Annotated in this window: 13 protein-coding genes; 2 read left to right on the top strand and 11 right to left on the bottom strand. The window is 69.3% G+C overall.

Annotated elements, in window-relative coordinates:
- Window positions 1-68: 68 nt before the first annotated feature.
- Window positions 69-653: a TetR/AcrR family transcriptional regulator gene (locus RN607_RS03690; protein WP_313544420.1), complete on the bottom strand. Its 585-nt coding sequence runs from the start codon at window positions 651-653 to the stop codon at window positions 69-71.
- A 137-nt stretch (window positions 654-790) separates the two neighbouring features.
- On the opposite strand from RN607_RS03690, the gene RN607_RS03685 reads away from it, so the two are divergent.
- Entirely contained in the window at window positions 791-3,373 is a 2,583-nt protein-coding gene (locus tag RN607_RS03685; protein WP_313499980.1) for an MMPL family transporter, read from the top strand.
- A gap of 101 nt (window positions 3,374-3,474) precedes the next feature.
- A complete protein-coding gene (locus tag RN607_RS03680) occupies window positions 3,475-4,158 on the top strand; it encodes a TetR/AcrR family transcriptional regulator (protein WP_313544418.1) in 684 nt (227 codons plus the stop codon).
- A gap of 70 nt (window positions 4,159-4,228) precedes the next feature.
- Here RN607_RS03680 and smpB read toward each other — a convergent pair whose 3' ends face one another.
- The 10 genes from smpB to gabT all read right to left on the bottom strand — a co-directional run bounded on the left by smpB (window position 4,229) and on the right by gabT (window position 16,894).
- Window positions 4,229-4,696, bottom strand: a complete 468-nt coding sequence (gene smpB, locus RN607_RS03675) for an SsrA-binding protein SmpB (protein ID WP_313499976.1) — start codon at window positions 4,694-4,696, stop codon at window positions 4,229-4,231.
- Between the two features lie 88 nt (window positions 4,697-4,784).
- Window positions 4,785-6,098: a peptidoglycan DD-metalloendopeptidase family protein gene (locus RN607_RS03670; protein WP_313544416.1), complete on the bottom strand. Its 1,314-nt coding sequence runs from the start codon at window positions 6,096-6,098 to the stop codon at window positions 4,785-4,787.
- Window positions 6,095-7,006 (bottom strand): permease-like cell division protein FtsX, encoded by a 912-nt coding sequence (ftsX, locus tag RN607_RS03665; RefSeq protein WP_313499972.1) that lies wholly within the window; start codon window positions 7,004-7,006, stop codon window positions 6,095-6,097. The genes RN607_RS03670 and ftsX overlap by 4 nt, the downstream gene beginning before the upstream one ends.
- Entirely contained in the window at window positions 7,003-7,695 is a 693-nt protein-coding gene (ftsE, locus tag RN607_RS03660) for a cell division ATP-binding protein FtsE (protein WP_313499971.1), read from the bottom strand. The genes ftsX and ftsE overlap by 4 nt, the downstream gene beginning before the upstream one ends.
- Before the next feature lie 158 nt (window positions 7,696-7,853).
- Entirely contained in the window at window positions 7,854-8,966 is a 1,113-nt protein-coding gene (gene prfB / locus RN607_RS03655; RefSeq protein WP_313499969.1) for a peptide chain release factor 2, read from the bottom strand.
- A 151-nt stretch (window positions 8,967-9,117) separates the two neighbouring features.
- The gene (adhE, locus tag RN607_RS03650; protein ID WP_313499967.1) at window positions 9,118-11,862 is read right to left on the bottom strand and encodes a bifunctional acetaldehyde-CoA/alcohol dehydrogenase; all 2,745 of its coding nucleotides are present in this window, start codon (window positions 11,860-11,862) and stop codon (window positions 9,118-9,120) included.
- A gap of 249 nt (window positions 11,863-12,111) precedes the next feature.
- On the bottom strand, window positions 12,112-12,543 hold the full coding sequence (locus tag RN607_RS03645) for a rhodanese-like domain-containing protein (protein WP_313499965.1): 432 nt from the start codon (window positions 12,541-12,543) through the stop codon (window positions 12,112-12,114).
- Window positions 12,544-12,657: 114 nt separating this feature from the next.
- A complete protein-coding gene (locus RN607_RS03640) occupies window positions 12,658-14,025 on the bottom strand; it encodes an NAD-dependent succinate-semialdehyde dehydrogenase (protein ID WP_313499964.1) in 1,368 nt (455 codons plus the stop codon).
- Window positions 14,026-14,057: 32 nt separating this feature from the next.
- Window positions 14,058-15,536 (bottom strand): NAD-dependent succinate-semialdehyde dehydrogenase, encoded by a 1,479-nt coding sequence (locus RN607_RS03635; protein WP_313544414.1) that lies wholly within the window; start codon window positions 15,534-15,536, stop codon window positions 14,058-14,060.
- Window positions 15,533-16,894, bottom strand: a complete 1,362-nt coding sequence (gene gabT, locus RN607_RS03630) for a 4-aminobutyrate--2-oxoglutarate transaminase (protein WP_313544411.1) — start codon at window positions 16,892-16,894, stop codon at window positions 15,533-15,535. The genes RN607_RS03635 and gabT overlap by 4 nt, the downstream gene beginning before the upstream one ends.
- Window positions 16,895-16,909: the final 15 nt, after the last annotated feature.

The raw sequence follows: 16,909 nt of genomic DNA, 5'->3' as shown, positions 1-16,909 counted from the left end.
GGGACCTTCCGGCGCAGGACCCGAGAGGCGGGGCCCGTCTCTAGCGGAGGGCCTGCGTGGGCACGATGCTAACCTTCGCGTGTTTCGCCTGCATGACGCGGGGCGAGCGTGCGTCCCGGCCCGAAGAGCGCCTTCCACGCCCACTGCGCCGCCAGCTCCGGCGGCTCCATCGGCTCCCGCTCCAGCCAGGCGGTGATGACGCCCAGGACGCTGCCCGCGACACCGGCGGACATGACCTCCAGCGGCACCGCCTGGGCATCCCAGCCGCCCTCCGGCTCGGCCTCCGTGATCATGGCGCCGACGCGCGCCCGCAGGCTCACGATCACGGCGCCGCTCGCATTCCCGATGAGCGCCTGACGGTAGACGTCCGCGTTGTCGGCGATATGCGCGAGGAAGTCGCCCAGCATGGCGGGAGGCACGTCCGGATCCAGATCCACGTGCCTCAGCTCGGCGCCTGCCCTCTCCGCCGCCGCGTCCAGCGCATCGGCCAGCAGCATGTCACGATCGGCATAGTGCTGGTAGAAGGTGCTGCGGTTGATGCCTGCCCGCTCCGCGATGTCGCTGACCGACACGTCGCTCGCCGGGCGCTCCCTGGCGAGCTGGAGCAGCGCCTCCTGGAGGCGCGCTCGGGTGCGAGCGACACGGGCATCCATGGGGACATCGTGCCAGGTCCGGCCTTCGCTCGCGAGTGATATCCAACATCTGTTGGGTAACTGCGAGAATCCGGCTAGAGTGAGCGTAGGCATCGTCGCCGCACCCGTCCCCACAGACACCCCCGAAAGGCTTTGACGTGGCCAACCTCCTCTATCGCCTGGGATCCTCATCCTCGAGGCATCCCTTCGTCGTCATCGGAGCATGGATCGCCACCCTGCTGATCGCCGGGGCCGCGTTCCTCGGATTCGGCGGCACCCTCACGGACTCGTTCTCCATCCCAGGCACGGAGACCGAGCGGGTCACGGACCAGCTCAAGCAGGAGATCGACGGTCTCGACGGCCTCAGCGCCAGAGTCGTCTTCCAGAGCGCCGACGGCTCCGAGCTCACCGAGGCTCAGCAGCAGGAGATCACCGACGCCCTCAACGCGGCGCTCGACACCGCCTCCGTGGACTCCGTCATCGATCCGTTCGCCACCCAGGCGCAGATCGCGGACCAGCTCCAGCAGATCAGCGACGGCCAGGCGCAGATCGCCGATGCGCAGGACCAGATCGCCTCCGGCCAGGAGCAGCTGGACGCCGCGAAGGCGCAGCTTGAGGACGGGCAGTCGCAGCTCGACGCAGGCCAGGCGCAGCTCGATGCCGCGATCCAGGCGGCGAAGGCGAACGGCACCTACGAGTACGCGAAGGACCAGTTCGACGCACAGCAGGCGCAGATCGACGCGCAGCAGCAGCAGATCGACGACGGCCTCGCGCAGATCCAGACCCAGCAGGACCAGCTCGACGCCAGCGTGGAGCAGCTCGCCACCCAGACCGAGCAGCTCGACCTGGGCCAGCGGCTCGCCGCGGCGGCCTCCGAGATCCGGACGGTGTCCGAGGACGGCACCACCGCGCTCGGAATCGTCCACTTCTCCGAGTCCGCCTTCACCCTGGCGCAGGAGGACAAGACGGCGGTCATCGACGACATCACCGCCGCGACGCCCGACGACCTCCACGTGTACTTCTCGGCCGACCTCGCCACCTCCGTCGAAGGCATCCTCGGCTTCGGTGAGATCGCCGGCGTGGTGCTCGCGCTCGTCGTCCTGCTCGTCATGATGCGCGCCGCGCTGCCGGCGCTCCTGCCCATCGTCACCTCGGTCATCGGCGTCGGGGTCGGCGTCGCGACGGCGCTGGCGTTCTCCGACGTTGTCGAGATGTCCTCCGTCACGCCGATCCTCGGCGTGATGCTCGGGCTGGCGGTCGGCATCGACTACTCGCTGTTCATCGTCAACCGGCACCGCACCCAGCTGAGACGCGGCATGGACGTCCATGAGTCCGTCGGCCTCGCCAACGGCACGTCGGGCAACGCAGTCGTGTTCGCCGGCACCACCGTCCTCATCGCACTGCTGGCGCTCAACGTCACCGGGATCCCGTTCCTCGGAGTCATGGGCTCCGTCGGCGCCTTCGCCGTCGCCGTGGCGGTCGCGGTCGCGGTGACGCTCACCCCCGCGCTCCTGGGCCTGATCGGCCTGCGCGCGCTGGGCAGGAAGGCGCGCGCCACGGTCGGCGCTCCCGAGCACCACGAGAAGCCTGTGGCGCCGATGCGCACCTGGCGCGCGGTCCTGGGTGCGGTCGGTGCGGCCGCGGTCCTGCTGGTCATCGCGATCCCCGCGCTGTCCATGCGGCTCGGCCTGCCCGACGGCACGCAGGAGCCCACCAGCTCCACCCAGTACCAGGCATACAAGATCACCGACCAGGAGTTCGGCGAGGGCCTCAACGGCACCCTGCTGGTGACCGCGGACCTGCCGGAGGCGGTCTCCGACGACGACCTGCTCGCCGCCCAGGTGTCGATCGTCGACGCGCTCATGGCCAACGAGGACGTCGTCGCGGTCAGCCCTGCGGGCGTGTCCGCCGACAACTCGTTCCTCGCGTTCCAGGTGATCCCGAAGGAGGGCCCGTCGAGCGAGTCGACCGAGGCGCTGGTGCACGAGCTGCGCGCCCTCTCCCCCCTCGACGACGGCACCGTGCTCGGCGTGGCCGGCGAGGCGAGCGGCAACATCGACATCTCCGAGAAGCTCGCCTCGGCGCTGCCCGTGTACCTCGTCGTGGTCGTGGGCCTGTCGCTGCTGATCCTGATCGTCGTCTTCCGGTCCCTGCTCGTGCCGCTCATGGCGACGCTCGGGTTCGTCCTGTCGCTGTTCGCGGCGTTCGGCGCGGTCACCGCCGTGTACCAGTGGGGCTGGCTCGGAGGCATCTTCGGCGTCCACGACCCGGGGCCTGTGCTGAACTTCCTGCCGATCATCCTCACGGGGATCCTGTTCGGACTCGCGATGGACTACCAGCTGTTCCTCGCGTCCGGCATGCGGGAGTCCTACATCCACGGGCTCGACGCCCGCCGCGCCGTCGTCGCCGGACGACGTCACGGCCGCGCCGTCGTCACCGCTGCGGCGATCATCATGATGTCCGTCTTCGGCGGCTTCATCTTCAGCCACATCGCGATGATCCGCCCGATGGGCTTCGGCCTGGCGGTCGGCGTGCTCGCGGACGCATTCGTGGTGCGCATGCTGATCGTGCCCGCCCTGATGCACCTGGCGGGCGACAAGGCGTGGTGGATCCCCGGCTGGCTCGACAGGATCCTCCCCAACGTCGACGTCGAGGGCGCTGCGCTCGAGCGCACCCACCCTGTCCCTCATCACGTCGACGAGTCGGCCGATGGGCAGGCCGAGGAGGCGCCGACCGCCTGACCGGCTGTCGCTGCCTGTGGGCCGTCACCTGCCGAAGGTGGCGGCCCGCAGGCGCTCCCGCTTCCCTCGCAGATATGCGAACATGACGACGGGGGTGGACCATGTCAGAGCAGCAGCAAGCGATCTCCGCCACGAGCGCCGCCGGGACGCGAGACGAGGAGCGACGGGCGCTCGTGGGACGGGTCGCCGCGACCTTCGCGGCCAAGGGCTACCACGGAGGCACTCTCGAGAGCATCGCGCGCGAGTCCGACGTCGACCTCGACGCGTTGCGTGACCACTTCGGCGACCGGGTCGCCGTGCTGCTCGAGGTGCTCGAGTGGCACGACATGCAGGGCATCCCCGACGGCTACGGCGAGCTCACCTCGGTGCTCGATCTCTACGACAGGATGTCCGCCGAGGAGCTCGTGGAGGCGTTCCTCGCAGTCGCACGCAGCAACGCCGACTCGCCTGGGCTGGTGCAGCTGCTGTCCGTGCTCACCGCCGAGGCAGGCGCTCCGCGGCATCCCGCGCGCCCGGCCCTGCAGCAGCGGCACGAGCTGCTCCGCGGCATCATCGCCCAGGCGATCTCCGCGCGACGCGAGGCTACCGGTGGCACCACCGATCCGTTGAGCCCGGAGGAACGCGCGACGGCAGTGATCGCCACATGGGAGGGCCTCCAGACGCATGAGGCGCTGCACCCGCGCACGACGGATCTGATCGCGTTGCTGGGTCACACCCTCCGCTCGGCGCTCGAGCTCCCGCCTCGCGTGGACACGGCACCCGACGGCTCGGACGCGCGAGCCTAGCCCAGATCGGCGCAGCGCGCCGGTGGTGTCCCCGGGGGGCGCTCGAGGCGGACCCTGTGGACTCGATGGCTCAGTCGCGTGCGCGACGCAGGCTCATGGCCCGCTCAGCCTCCCGATTGTCCTGCTTCTCCCGCAGCGTCTGGCGCTTGTCGTGGAGCTTCTTGCCTCGCGCCAGACCGATCTCAAGCTTCACCCTGCTGCCCTTGAAGTACAGCTTCAGCGGGACGATCGTGTAGCCCTTCTCGCTCGTCTTGCGAGCGAGCTCCTCGATCTCATGCGCGTGGAGCAGGAGCTTGCGCTTGCGCCTCACGGAGTGGTTGGTCCACGTGCCCTGCACATACTCGGGGATGTGCAGGTTCTCCGCCCAGACCTCGCCGCGGTCCACGTACACGTAGCCCTCGCCGATCGTCGCGCGGCCCATGCGCAGCGACTTGACCTCGGTGCCCATCAGCGCCACGCCCGCCTCGAACGTGTCGTCGATGAAGTAGTCGTGGTGAGCCGACCGGTTGGTGGCGATCACCTTGACGCCGTCGCCCATCGCTCACCTCCTCGACCTTGCGGGGCGGCAGCCCCACGCGCGGACACGGACCTCCCAGTGTAGGCCCCGCCGCGAGCCACGAGGGACCTTACGGCACCGGGCCGAGGATGGTCATGGGGTCCACAGTGTTGCCGTTGACGTACACCTCGAAGTGGAGGTGGCACGCCGTCACGGAGCCGGTGGAGCCGGCGTAGCCGACCAGGTCTCCCTGAAGCACGTACTGGCCGGCGCTCACCGCGAACTTGGACAGATGGTTGTAGCTCGTCGCCAGGCTGTCGCCGTTGAAGGTGCCGTGGTTGAGCATCACCTGATTGCCGAACCCGGACCTGTACTTGGCCCACAGCACCTTCCCCGACGCGGCCGCGTAGATCGGGGTCCCGCAGTAGGCACGGAAGTCGGTGCCGGCGTGCAGCCGCCAGTAGTGGAACACGGGGTGGTAGCGCATCCCGTAGCTGGAGGTGATGTACGGCACCTTCGTGGGAAAGTTCAGGACGCCGATGCCGATCGGCGTCGGGCTGGACGCCGCGTCCTCAGCGGCGGCCTTCGCGAGAAGGTCGCGCAGCTCCTGCCGCACCGCCTCCTGATCCGCCTCGATCTGCGCCTGCTGATCCATGAACGACTGCCGCTGGCTCTCCAGGTACGACTGGAGCTGTTGCTGCTCGGCGAGCGCGCTCTCGACCTCGGCCTTCTTGTCAGCCGCCTCCTGCTTGGCAGCCTCCGCCTCCGTCACCAGCTGGTCGGCCTCGAGCTTGAGCCGCTCGATCTCCTGCCGCACCGCGGTCTGGCGCGTCTCGCGGTTGCGGTTCACCGCCGTGATCTGCTCCATCTCCGCGAGCGCGTTGGACTGGACCCTCGCCGCGGCGTCACGCGCCGCGTAGTCCGCCACGAACTGGTCCGACGACTGCGCCCCCAGGACGACTCCCAGGCTGGTGATGTCGTTGCCGATGTAGCTGTCGCGCGCGATCGCCGCGATCGCCTGACGAATCGTGCCGACGCGATCCTCATCCTTCGAGATCTGGTCCGTCAGCGCCTGGTCCTGCGCCTGCGCGGCCGCGAGCTTGTCGGCGACGATCTGCTGCTGGAGCACGGCTGCGTCGTAGCGCTCCTGCGCCAGGTCCAGCTGCTGCTGAAGGCCGGGCAGCTTGTCCTGGAGCTCCTGGAGCTTGCGGTTCGCCTCCACGATCGCCGCGTCGGTGTCCTCCATCTGGCTCTCGAGGTCGTCCAACGACTGCTGGTTGTCCGCCTGGCTCTGCTCGGCGGCCGCGATCTCGTCGTCGTAGGAGGAGGTCGCCACGGAACCCGGGCCGGACGCCGAGGCGGAGCCCACGAGCAGCCCGCCGCTGACCGCGACCGCCATCAGCGCGGCGATGATCGAGGCGAGTCGGCGAGAGACCGTTCTCATGCGCGTGTGTACCTTCCGAGCGTGAGCAGGGACGCCACGGCCGCCAGGCCGAAAGCGATCAGGATCAGCCAAGGGGCGATGCCGAGCACGTCGTCCGCGCTCACGTAGTCGACCCAGGTGACCGACGAGCTGAGCCAGTCCTGCACCAGGTAGCGGACACCGAACCACAGCGTCACCGTCGCGAGCAGCGCTCCTGCGGTCGCTGCCACCGCGCCCTCGAGCATGAACGGCAGCTGGATCAACGTGCGCGACGAGCCGACCATCCGCATGATCGTCGTCTCGCGCTTGCGGCTGAGCGCGCTGAGCCGCACCGTCGTCGTGATGAGCAGGACCGCGGTGAGCAGCATGACCGCGGCGAGCGCCGCCGCCACGAGCGTCGCCGCGTTCAGGAAGGCGAACAGCTGGTCGAAGATCTCGCGCTGATCCTGCACCTGCTCGACGCCGGCGAGGCCCTGGGTCGCGTCGGCCACCACCTGGAACTGCGACGGGTCCACGAGCTTCACGCGGAAGCTCGCGGGCATGTACTCCGGCTCGAGGTACTGCGTGAGGGAGCTGTCGGCCCGCGCCACGTAGCTGTCGTAGGCCTGCTGCTGCGACTCGTACGTGACGGACTGGACCAGGTCGGCCACGGCGCCCGATTCGAGAACGGCGCGGATCGCGTCCTCCTGGGCGGGCGTCGCCGCGCCCTGGGCGCACTGCTGCTCGACCGACTGGTCGGTGCACAGGAAGATCGACACCTCGACCTTGCCGTACCAGTCGTCCTGGAGCTGACCGATCTGCGTCTGGATGAGCGCGGCCGCGCCCACGAAGGTGAGCGACACGAACGTGACGAGCACGACGGACAGCGCCATCGTCGAGTTGCGGCGCAGCCCGTTGAAGACCTCGCCGAGGATGAACCGGAGCCTCATGCGCGCTCCAGCCCGTACACGCCGCGATCCTGGTCGCGCACCATGTGCCCGCCCTTGAGCTCGATGACGCGCTTGCGCATCTGGTCCACGATCTCGTCGTCGTGCGTCGCCATGAGCACGGTGGTGCCGGTGCGGTTGATGCGGTCCAGCAGGCGCATGATGCCGACGGAGGTGCCGGGGTCCAGGTTGCCCGTGGGCTCGTCGCAGAGCAGGATCGGAGGCCTGTTGACGAAGGCGCGAGCGATCGCCACGCGCTGCTGCTCGCCACCGGACAGCTCATGCGGCATGCGCCGTTCCTTGCCCGCGAGGCCCACCAGCTCGAGCATCTCCGGCACGGTCGAGTCGATCTCGCGTCGGCCCTTGCCGATCACCTGCAGCGCGAAGGCGACGTTCCCGTAGACCGTCTTGTTCGGGAGGAGCCGGAAGTCCTGGAAGACCGCACCGATCTCGCGGCGCAGGTGCGGCACGCGCCAGGCGGACAGGCGGTTGAGGTGGCGGCCTGCCACGTAGACGTCGCCGCCCGTGGGGCGCTCCTCGCGAAGCACGAGCTTCAGGAAGGTGGACTTCCCGGAGCCCGAGGAGCCCACGAGGAACACGAAGTCCCCGCGCTCGATCTCGATGTCGATGCCCTCGAGCGCGGGTCGTGCACCTCGCGAGTACACCTTGCTGACGTTCTCTAGCCGAATCACACTGCCATCCAGGCGCGGGGGGACGGACCCGCACCTCCTCGTGCATGGTAAGTAGCGTCACCGTGCCTCACGGGGAGGCCACGCCGCCAGGGAGTGTCCGATGGATCACATCGCGCCGGAACTCGGGACCGTTCCCGGGAGGCGCGCCCCGGGGTCGGTCAGTCCTGCTGCGACTGCTGCGCACGACGCCAGCGGATGCCCGCGTCGATCAGTCCGTCCAGGTCTCCGTCGAAGACGATCTGCGGGTTGCCCACCTCGTAGCCGGTGCGGAGGTCCTTGACCAGCTGCTGACCGTAGAGGAAGTAGGAGCGCATCTGGTCGCCCCAGCTCGCCTTGATGTCACCTGCGAGCTCCTTCTTCTGCGCCGCCTCCTGCTCCTTCTTGAGCAGCAGCAGTCGCGACTGGAGCACACGCATGGCGGCGGCGCGGTTCTGGATCTGCGACTTCTCATCCTGCATCGAGACGACGATGCCGGTGGGCAGGTGGGTGAGGCGGACTGCGGAGTCCGTGGTGTTGACCGACTGGCCGCCGGGGCCGGAGGAGCGGAACACGTCCACCTTGATCTCGGACTCGGGGACCTCGATGTGGTCGGTGGACTCGATCTGCGGGATCACCTCCACCGCGGCGAAGGAGGTCTGGCGCTTGTCGGCGGAGCCGAAGGGGCTGATGCGTGCCAGGCGGTGCGTGCCCGCCTCGACCGACAGCGTGCCGAACGCGTACGGGGCGTTGACCTCGAAGGTCGCGGACTTGATGCCCGCGCCCTCCGCGTAGGACGTGTCGAGCACCTTGGTCTGGTAGCCATGGCGCTCCGCCCAGCGCAGGTACATGCGCATGAGCATCTCGGCGAAGTCGGTGGCGTCGTCGCCGCCCGCGCCTGAACGGATCGTGACGACGGCGTTGCGCTCGTCCCACTCGCCGGACATGAGGGTGCGGACCTCCATGGCGGACAGGTCCTTGCGCAGCTTCTCGAGCTCGACCTCGGCCTCGGCGAGCGTGTCGGCGTCGTCGGCCTCCTCGCCCATCTCGACCAGGACCTCGAGGTCCTCGATGCGGCGCTCGAATCCCGTGACGCGGGCGAGCTCGCTGTTGGCGGCGCTGAGGGCGCTGGTCACGGCCTGCGCGTTCTCCTGGTCGTCCCACAGGTCCGGTGCTGCAGCCTGCTTCTCGAGGTCGGCGATCCGTTCCCTCAAGGAGGTCGGGTCGAGCACCGCCTCGATCTGCGTGAAGGTGTTCCGCAGGGCGGCGAGCTCGATCGGGAATTCAATAGCCACGGTGAGTCAGTCTAGTGCTCCGGCGGCGCACGGCACCCCGGACCTGTCACCCGGAACGGCCGGGACGACGGAAGGCCCCGACCCCCTTGTGAGGGGCCGGGGCCTTCCGGTCAGCGTCGGTAGTGTCCAGTCCCGACGCCGGGTGTGCCGCTTACTTGGCGGACTTCTTGGCCACCGGCTTCTTGGCCGGCGCGGCGGGCGCCTTGTCCTGCGCTGCCTTGGCCTTGCGGGACGCGACGACCTCGTCGAAGGAGGTGCCGTAGTACGCGGCCTCCATCATGATCTTCATGTCCTCGAGGATCGGCAGGCGCGGGTTGGCCGGCGCGCACTGGTCCGCGTAGGCGTTCATCGCGAGCGTGTCGAGCGAGGCCATGAACTCGGCCTCGTCGACGCCGACCTCCTGGAACGATCCCTCGACACCGCACTTGGCGCGCAGCTCGGCGACCGCGTTGGCGTAGGACTCGATGCCCTCCTCCGGCGTGGAGGCCGGCAGACCCAGGTGCTTCGCGATCTCCTGGTAGCGCTGCGGAGCCACGTAGGACTCGGCCTTGGGCCACGAGGTCGGCTTGGTCGGGACCTTGCCGTTGTAGCGGATCACGTGGGGCAGGTAGATCGAGTTCGTGCGGCCGTGAGCCACGTGGAAGGTCGAGCCGGTCACGTGCGACATGGCGTGCACCAGGCCGAGGAAGGCGTTGGCGAACGCCATACCGGCGATCGTCGCGGCGTTGTGCATCTTCTCGCGCGCCTTGACGGCGTCGCCGCCCTCCTGCACCGACTTCTCGAGGTTCTCGAAGACCATCTTGATGGCCTGCAGGCAGAGGCCGTCGGTGAAGTCGTTGGCGTACACCGAGACGTAGGCCTCGGTGGCGTGCGTCAGGGCGTCGAGACCGGAGTCCGCGGCCACGCGGGCGGGCAGGTTCTTGGTCAGGACCGGGTCCACGATCGCGACGGTCGGCGTGAGCGCGTAGTCGGCGAGCGGGTACTTGCGGCCGTTCTCCGGGTCGGAGATCACCGCGAACGGCGTCACCTCGGAGCCGGTGCCCGACGTGGTGGGGATGCAGACCAGCTTGGCCAGCTCGCCCAGCTTCGGGAACTGGAAGGCGCGCTTGCGGACGTCGAAGAACTTCTCCTTCAGGTCGGAGAAGTCGACCTCGGGGTGCTCGTACAGCAGCCACATGACCTTGGCGGCGTCCATCGGCGAGCCACCGCCGACGGCGATGATGGTGTCGGGCTTGAAGGCGCGGAGCACCTCGGCACCCTTGCGGACCGTCGCGACGGAGGGCTCAGGCTCGACGTTGTCGATGATCTGGACCGACACGGGGTTGTCGCGGCGCTGCAGCATGTCCAGGACCTTGTCGACGATGCCGATCTGGGTCATGGTCGCGTCGGTGATGATGGTGACGCGGTTCACGCCGTTCATGTCGTGCAGGTACTGGATCGCGTTCGGCTCGAAGTACGTCTTCGCCGGCACCTTGAACCACTGCATGTTGTTGTTCCTCCGGGCGATGCGCTTCACGTTGATCAGGTTCACCGCGGTGACGTTGGCCGACACGGAGTTCCGGCCGTAGGAGCCGCAGCCGAGCGTGAGCGACGGCATCAGGGCGTTGTAGATGTCGCCGATGCCACCGTGCGAGGACGGCGAGTTGACGATGATGCGGCTCGCCTTGCAGAGCTTGCCGAACTCCTTGACCAGCTCGTCGTCGTTCGCGTGGATCGCGGCCGAGTGCCCGAGTCCGTTGAACTCGACCATGCGCTTGGCGTAGTCGAGGCCCTGCTCGGTGGTCTCGGCCTTGAGGACGGCCAGCACCGGAGCGAGCTTCTCGCGGGTCAGCGGCTCGCTCTCGCCGACGGTGGACACCTCGGCCAGGATGATCGACGTCTCCTCGGGGACCGAGAAGCCCGACTGCTCGGCGATCCACTGCGGGGTCTTGCCGACGACGTTCGGGTTGAGCTTGGCGCCTGCGCAGTTCTCGCCGTTCGCCTGGACGCCGAAGATGAACTCCTCGAGCATCGCCTTCTCTGCGGCCGTGGCCTTGTAGGCGTGGAGGCGGTCGAAGAGGGCCAGCGACTGGTCGTAGATGTCGGCGTCGAGGATGACGGCCTGCTCGGAGGCGCACACCATGCCGTTGTCAAAGGCCTTCGAGATGACCAGGTCGTTGATGGCGCGGTCCAGGTTGGCCGACTTGTGCACATACGCGGGGACGTTGCCCGCTCCGACGCCGAGCGCCGGCTTGCCGCAGCTGTAGGCCGCCTTGACCATGGCGTTGCCGCCGGTGGCGAGGATGAGGGCGACGCCGTCGTGGTTCATGAGCGCGCCGGTGGCCTCGATGGACGGCGTCTCGACCCACTGGATGCAGTACTCAGGGGCGCCCGCGGCGATCGCGGCGTCACGCACGATCTTGGCCGCGGCGACCGACGACTGCTGTGCGCTCGGGTGGAACGCGAAGATGATCGGGTTGCGGGTCTTCAGCGCGATGAGCGACTTGAAGATCGCGGTGGAGGTGGGGTTGGTCACCGGGGTGACTCCGGCGACGACGCCGACGGGCTCGGCGATCTCGATGATGCCCTTGATGGGGTCCTCGTTGATGATGCCCACGGTCTTCATGGGGCCCATCGAGTGGGTCACGTGCTCGCACGCGAAGATGTTCTTGACGGCCTTGTCCTCGAACACGCCTCGGCCGGTCTCCTGGACCGCGAGGACGGCGAGCTCGCCGTGCTGGTTCAGTGCGGCGACGGACGCCTTCTTGACCAGGAGGTCGACGTCGGCCTGGGTGAAGGTGCTGTACTGCTGAAGCGCGACCTGCGCCTTGGCGACCAGCTCGTCGATAGCGGCTGCGACATCGACCGTCTCTGCGACGGGAGCGGCGGCCTTCTGGTCCGGGGCTGTGGTGGTCATGTCTCACTCTCTCCTCTACCGGGTTCCCCCATCGGGTCCCGACACCTAGAAATCTAAGGCGTGATGTCCACTTATGCTCGGTGCCAAGGTCCCGGGGACCATGGGCCCAAATACCAGGTCATTTGGATCCCCTAGGGGGTATTTTTCCAGCGGTTTCACAGGCTTGGGAGGTCGATGCGCGCGGCGGAACGCCGACGGCCGGGAACCCGCGAGGGGCTCCCGGCCGTCGACTGCGCCGCATGGGCGCGATCAGCCGGTGACGACGTCGCCCTTCCACGCTCCGATACCGCCCTCGAGGCCGATCAGGGCGGTGAAGCCCGCCGCCGTCATCGTGGCGACGGCGGCGCGAGAGCGGTTGCCCGACTGGCAGTAGACCGCGTAGTCCGCCGACGGGTCGAGCCCGGCGATCTGCGTCGGGAAGGTCGCAGCGCTGACGTCGACGTTGATCGCGCCCGGGATGTGACCGGCGGCATACTCGCTCGGGGTGCGGACGTCGATCACGGTGACGCCGCTCACCTGGGTCGCGGCGGCGAACGTCGCATAGTCGACGTGCGAGCCGTCGAAGACCACGTCGGCAGGCTGCACCGTGGCAGCGTCGTCGGTCGAGCAGGCGGCGAGCCCGGGCACGGTCAGGGTGAGCAAGGCGCCGGCGAGGGCGGCGCGAACGAGGTGCTTCTTCATGCGTGAAACTATACCCCAGGGGGTATGTACGGCGTCAATCCCGAGTCCGGTCGGAGAACGGAGAAGCGGCGCGGCGTCGGCCTCGGCCCGCGCCACGCCGCCCCTCCGACGGGCCTACTTGGCGACCCGCACCAGCTTCTTGTTCACGAACTCGTCCGCCGCGAGCAGGCCCATCTCGCGCGACGTGCCGGAGCGCTTCACGCCACCGAACGGCAGCTCCGGGCTGTCGGCCAGCACGCAGTTCACATAGACCATTCCCGCATCGATGCCGCTCGCCATGCGATCGGCCTGCTCAGGGTCCGTCGTGTACACGTACGAGCCCAAGCCGTAGCCCGTGTCGTTCGCCAGGGCGAGCGCCTCCTCCTCGGAGTCGACCCTGTACAGGGTCGACGCAGGCCCGAACAGCTCCTCGCGGTACACGTCCATGTCCTTCGTCACGTCGGCCAGCACCGTCGGCGCGTAGAACGCTCCGCTGCGGGTGCCTCCCGTGACGAGGGTCGCGCCCTGCGCCACCGCGTTGTCCACCTGCGCCTGAAGCCGCTCCGCCGCCAGCAACGACGACAGCGGGCCGATCTCGGAGTCCTCGGCGAACGGGTCGCCCATCACGGTGCCCGCCACCGCGGCGGTGAACTTCTCCGCGAACTCGTCGTACAGGCTGTCGATCACGATGAACCGCTTGGGGGCGTTGCACGACTGGCCCGAGTTGTCCATGCGCGCCTCGACCGCGTTCGCCACCACGGCGTCCATGTCGTCCGTCGACATGACGATGAAGGGGTCGGAGCCGCCCAGCTCGAGCGCCACCTTCTTGAGGTGCTGACCGGCGAGCGACGCGACCGCAGCACCTGCGCGCTCCGAGCCGGTCACGGACACACCCTGCACGCGCGGGTCCGCGATGAAGGTCGCGGCCTGCTCGTTCGTCGCGTAGACGTTGACGTAGGCACCCTCCGGGAAGCCCGCGTCCAGATACATCTGCTGGATCGCGGCGGCCGACTCGGGGCACTGCGGAGCGTGCTTGAGGATGATGGTGTTGCCCACCGCCAGGTTCGGCGCCGCGAAGCGAGCCACCTGGTAGTAGGGGAAGTTCCACGGCATGATGCCCAGCAGCGGGCCGATCGGCGTGCGGCGGATCACGGCCGTCCCCTCGCCCAGGATCTCGATCGGGGTGTCCCCCGTCACCTTCTCCGCGTTGTCCGCGTAGTACTCGGTGATGTCGGCCGCGAAGTCGACCTCGCCGAGCGCGTGCGACAGCGGCTTGCCCATCTCGCGGACCACGATCGCGGCGAGCTCGTCGCGTCGCTCCCGGTGCAGCTGGGCGACCCGTCGGATCAACGCTGCCCGCTCGGCGGGGGTCGTGGTGCGCGCCCACGACCGATAGGCGGTCTGGGCGGCGGCCAGCGCGACCTCCACCTCGGCGTCGGTCATGGTCGGGTACGTGGCGAGCGTCTCCCCTGTGGCGGGATTGACGACGGCGTAGGCGGTCATGCTTCTCCTTGTGCGGTGGAGGACGGCTGAGCTCAGCCGACCGGGATCAGGGTGTACTTCGTGGACAGGTACTCGTGGATGCCCTCGAGGCCACCCTCGCGGCCCAGCCCGGACATCTTCACGCCCCCGAAAGGCGCGGCGGCGTTCGAGACGACCCCGGCGTTGAGGCCCATCATCCCCGTCTCGAGGCGGTCGATCATGCGGTGCCCACGGGCCAGGTCCTCGGTGTAGACGTAGGACACGAGCCCGTAGTCGGTCGCGTTGGCGAGCGCGACGCCCTCGTCCTCGTCCTCGAACGTCGCGATCGCGAGCACGGGGCCGAAGATCTCGTTCGCGAGGATGGCGGAGCCGGGCTGCACGTCGGTGAGGACGGTCGGAGCGAGGAACGTCCCGGGCCCGTCGATGGCGGTGCCACCCGTGGTGAGCGTCGCTCCCCTGGCCACGGCGTCGTCCACCAGCTCCAGGGACGCGGCGACCGCCCTGTCATCGATGAGCGGACCGATGGTCACGCCGTCCTCGGTGCCGCGGCCGATGCGCATGGCCGTCACGCGCTCGGTGACCCGCCGTGCGAACTCGTCGGCCACGGAGGAGTGGACGATGAAGCGGTTGGCCGCGGTGCACGCCTGCCCGATGTTGCGGAACTTCGCTGCCAGGGCGCCCTCGACGGCCTTGTCCAGGTCCGCGTCCTCGAAGACGACGAACGGCGCGTTGCCGCCAAGTTCCATGGAGACGCGCAGCATGCGGTCCGCAGCCTGCTTCATGAGCGCCTGGCCCACCTCGGTGGACCCGGTGAACGACAGCTTCTTGAGGCGCGGGTCGGCGAGCAGCGGGGCGGTCACGCCGCGCGAGCTCGAGGTCGTGATCACGTTGACGACGCCCGCGGGCACGCCGGCCTCCTCGAGGATGCCGACCATCGCGAGCGTGGTGAGCGGCGTGAGGGCCGCGGGCTTCACGACCACGGTGCAGCCGGCCGCGAGCGCGGGCGCGATCTTGCGGGTCGCCATCGCGAGCGGGAAGTTCCACGGGGTGATGAGGTAGCTGGGGCCGACGGGGCGCTGCGACACGACCATGCGGCCCGTGCCCTCAGGGTTGAGACCGTAACGGCCGGAGATCCGCACGGCCTCCTCGGAGAACCAGCGCAGGAACTCGCCGCCGTAGGCGACCTCTCCCCTGGCCTCGGCGAGCGGCTTGCCCATCTCGAGCGTCATGAGCAGCGCGAGGTCCTCCTTGCGCTCCTGCACGATGTCGAACGCCTTGCGCAGGATCTCGGCGCGCGCCCGCGGAGGAGTGGCCGCCCAGGCATCCTGCGCCCCTGCGGCTGCGTCCAGCGCCCGCACCGCATCCTCCGGGCTCGCGTCCGCGACCGTGGTGAGGACCTCACCCGTGGAAGGGTCGCGCACCTCGAAGGTCTTGCCTGACGACGCGGGCTGCCAGGCGCCGTCGATGAAGAGCCCGCTCGGCAGCGCCGTGATCACCGCGCGCTCGGCGGGTGCCAACAGGCCGGCGCTCACGCGCCGCCCCCGGCCAGGAGCGCGGCCACCACGTCCAGACCCTCGCCCAGCAGCGCGTCGCCGATGGACAGCGGCGGCAGGAAGCGGAGAACGTTGCCGTACGTGCCGCACGTCAGCACGATGACACCCTGCGCGATCGCGCCCGTGGCGACGGCTCCTGCGAGCGCGGCGTCGGGCTCGCCGGTCGTGGGATCCACGAGCTCGATGGCCATCATGGCGCCGAGCCCGCGCACGTCGCCCACCCGTGGGTCCGCCGCCTTGAGGGCGTCGAGCCGCTCGCGCATCAGCGCGCCGATCTGCGCCGCCCGCGCCGCGAGGTCCTCGGACTGGTACGCGTCGATCGTGGCAAGCGCTGCGGCGCAGGCGATCGGGTTGCCGCCGTACGTGCCGCCAAGGCCGCCGGGGCCTGCGGAGTCCATGATCTCGGCGCGGCCGGTGACCGCTGCCAGCGGGAGCCCACCGGCGATGCCCTTCGCGGTCGTGACCAGGTCGGGGGTGAAGCCGAACTGCTCGGACGCGAACATCGTCCCCGTCCGCGCGAAACCGCTCTGCACCTCGTCGGCGATGAGGACGATGCCGTTGTCGCGGCACCAGTCCTGGATCGCCGGCAGGAACCCGTCCGCCGGGACGATGAAGCCGCCCTCTCCCTGCACGGGCTCGATGACGACCGCCGCGAGCTGGTCGCCGCCCACCTGCTTCTCCAGCACCGCGATGGCGCGCTTCGCCGCCTCTGCGCCGCTGAGGCCGTCGCGGAACGGATACGACGCGGGGGCGCGGTAGACCTCGGGCGCGAACGGCCCGAAGCCCGACTTGTAAGGCTTGGCCTTGGCGGTGAGCGCCATCGTGAGCGTGGTGCGGCCGTGGTACGCGTGGTCGAACGCGGCGACCGCGGCGCGACCGGTGTGGTGGCGGGCGATCTTCACAGCGTTCTCGACCGCCTCGGCACCCGAGTTGAACAGGGCCGAACGCTTGGGGAAGTCCCCGGGCGTGAGACGGTTGAGCGCCTCCGCCACGGCCACGTAGCCCTCGTACGGGGAGATCATGAAGCACGTGTGCGTGAAGCGCGCGACCTGGTCCTGGACCGCCTTGACGACCGCGGGGTGGGCGTTGCCGACCGAGGTGACGGCGATGCCGGAGCCCAGGTCGATCAGCGAGTTGCCGTCCGCGTCCACCACCACGCCGCCGCCTGCCGCGACGGCCGCGATCGGCACGGTGTGGGCCACTCCCCTGGCGACAGCATCGGACTTCCGGTCCAGCAGCTCCTGCGAGCGGGGGCCTGGGATGGCGGTGACGAGTCGACGCTGCTGCGCCAGGGCCGGGCCTCCCGTGGGGCCCGCGGATACCTCAAGGGTGCTCATGGCGCCGAGCCTAGG

Origin of the sequence: Demequina capsici (assembly GCF_032102965.1) — a bacterium.
Classification (GTDB): Bacteria; Actinomycetota; Actinomycetes; order Actinomycetales; family Demequinaceae; genus Demequina; species Demequina capsici.
The sequence above is the reverse complement of the archived record's forward strand: the minus strand, read 5'-3'. Positions and strand labels throughout refer to the sequence as shown.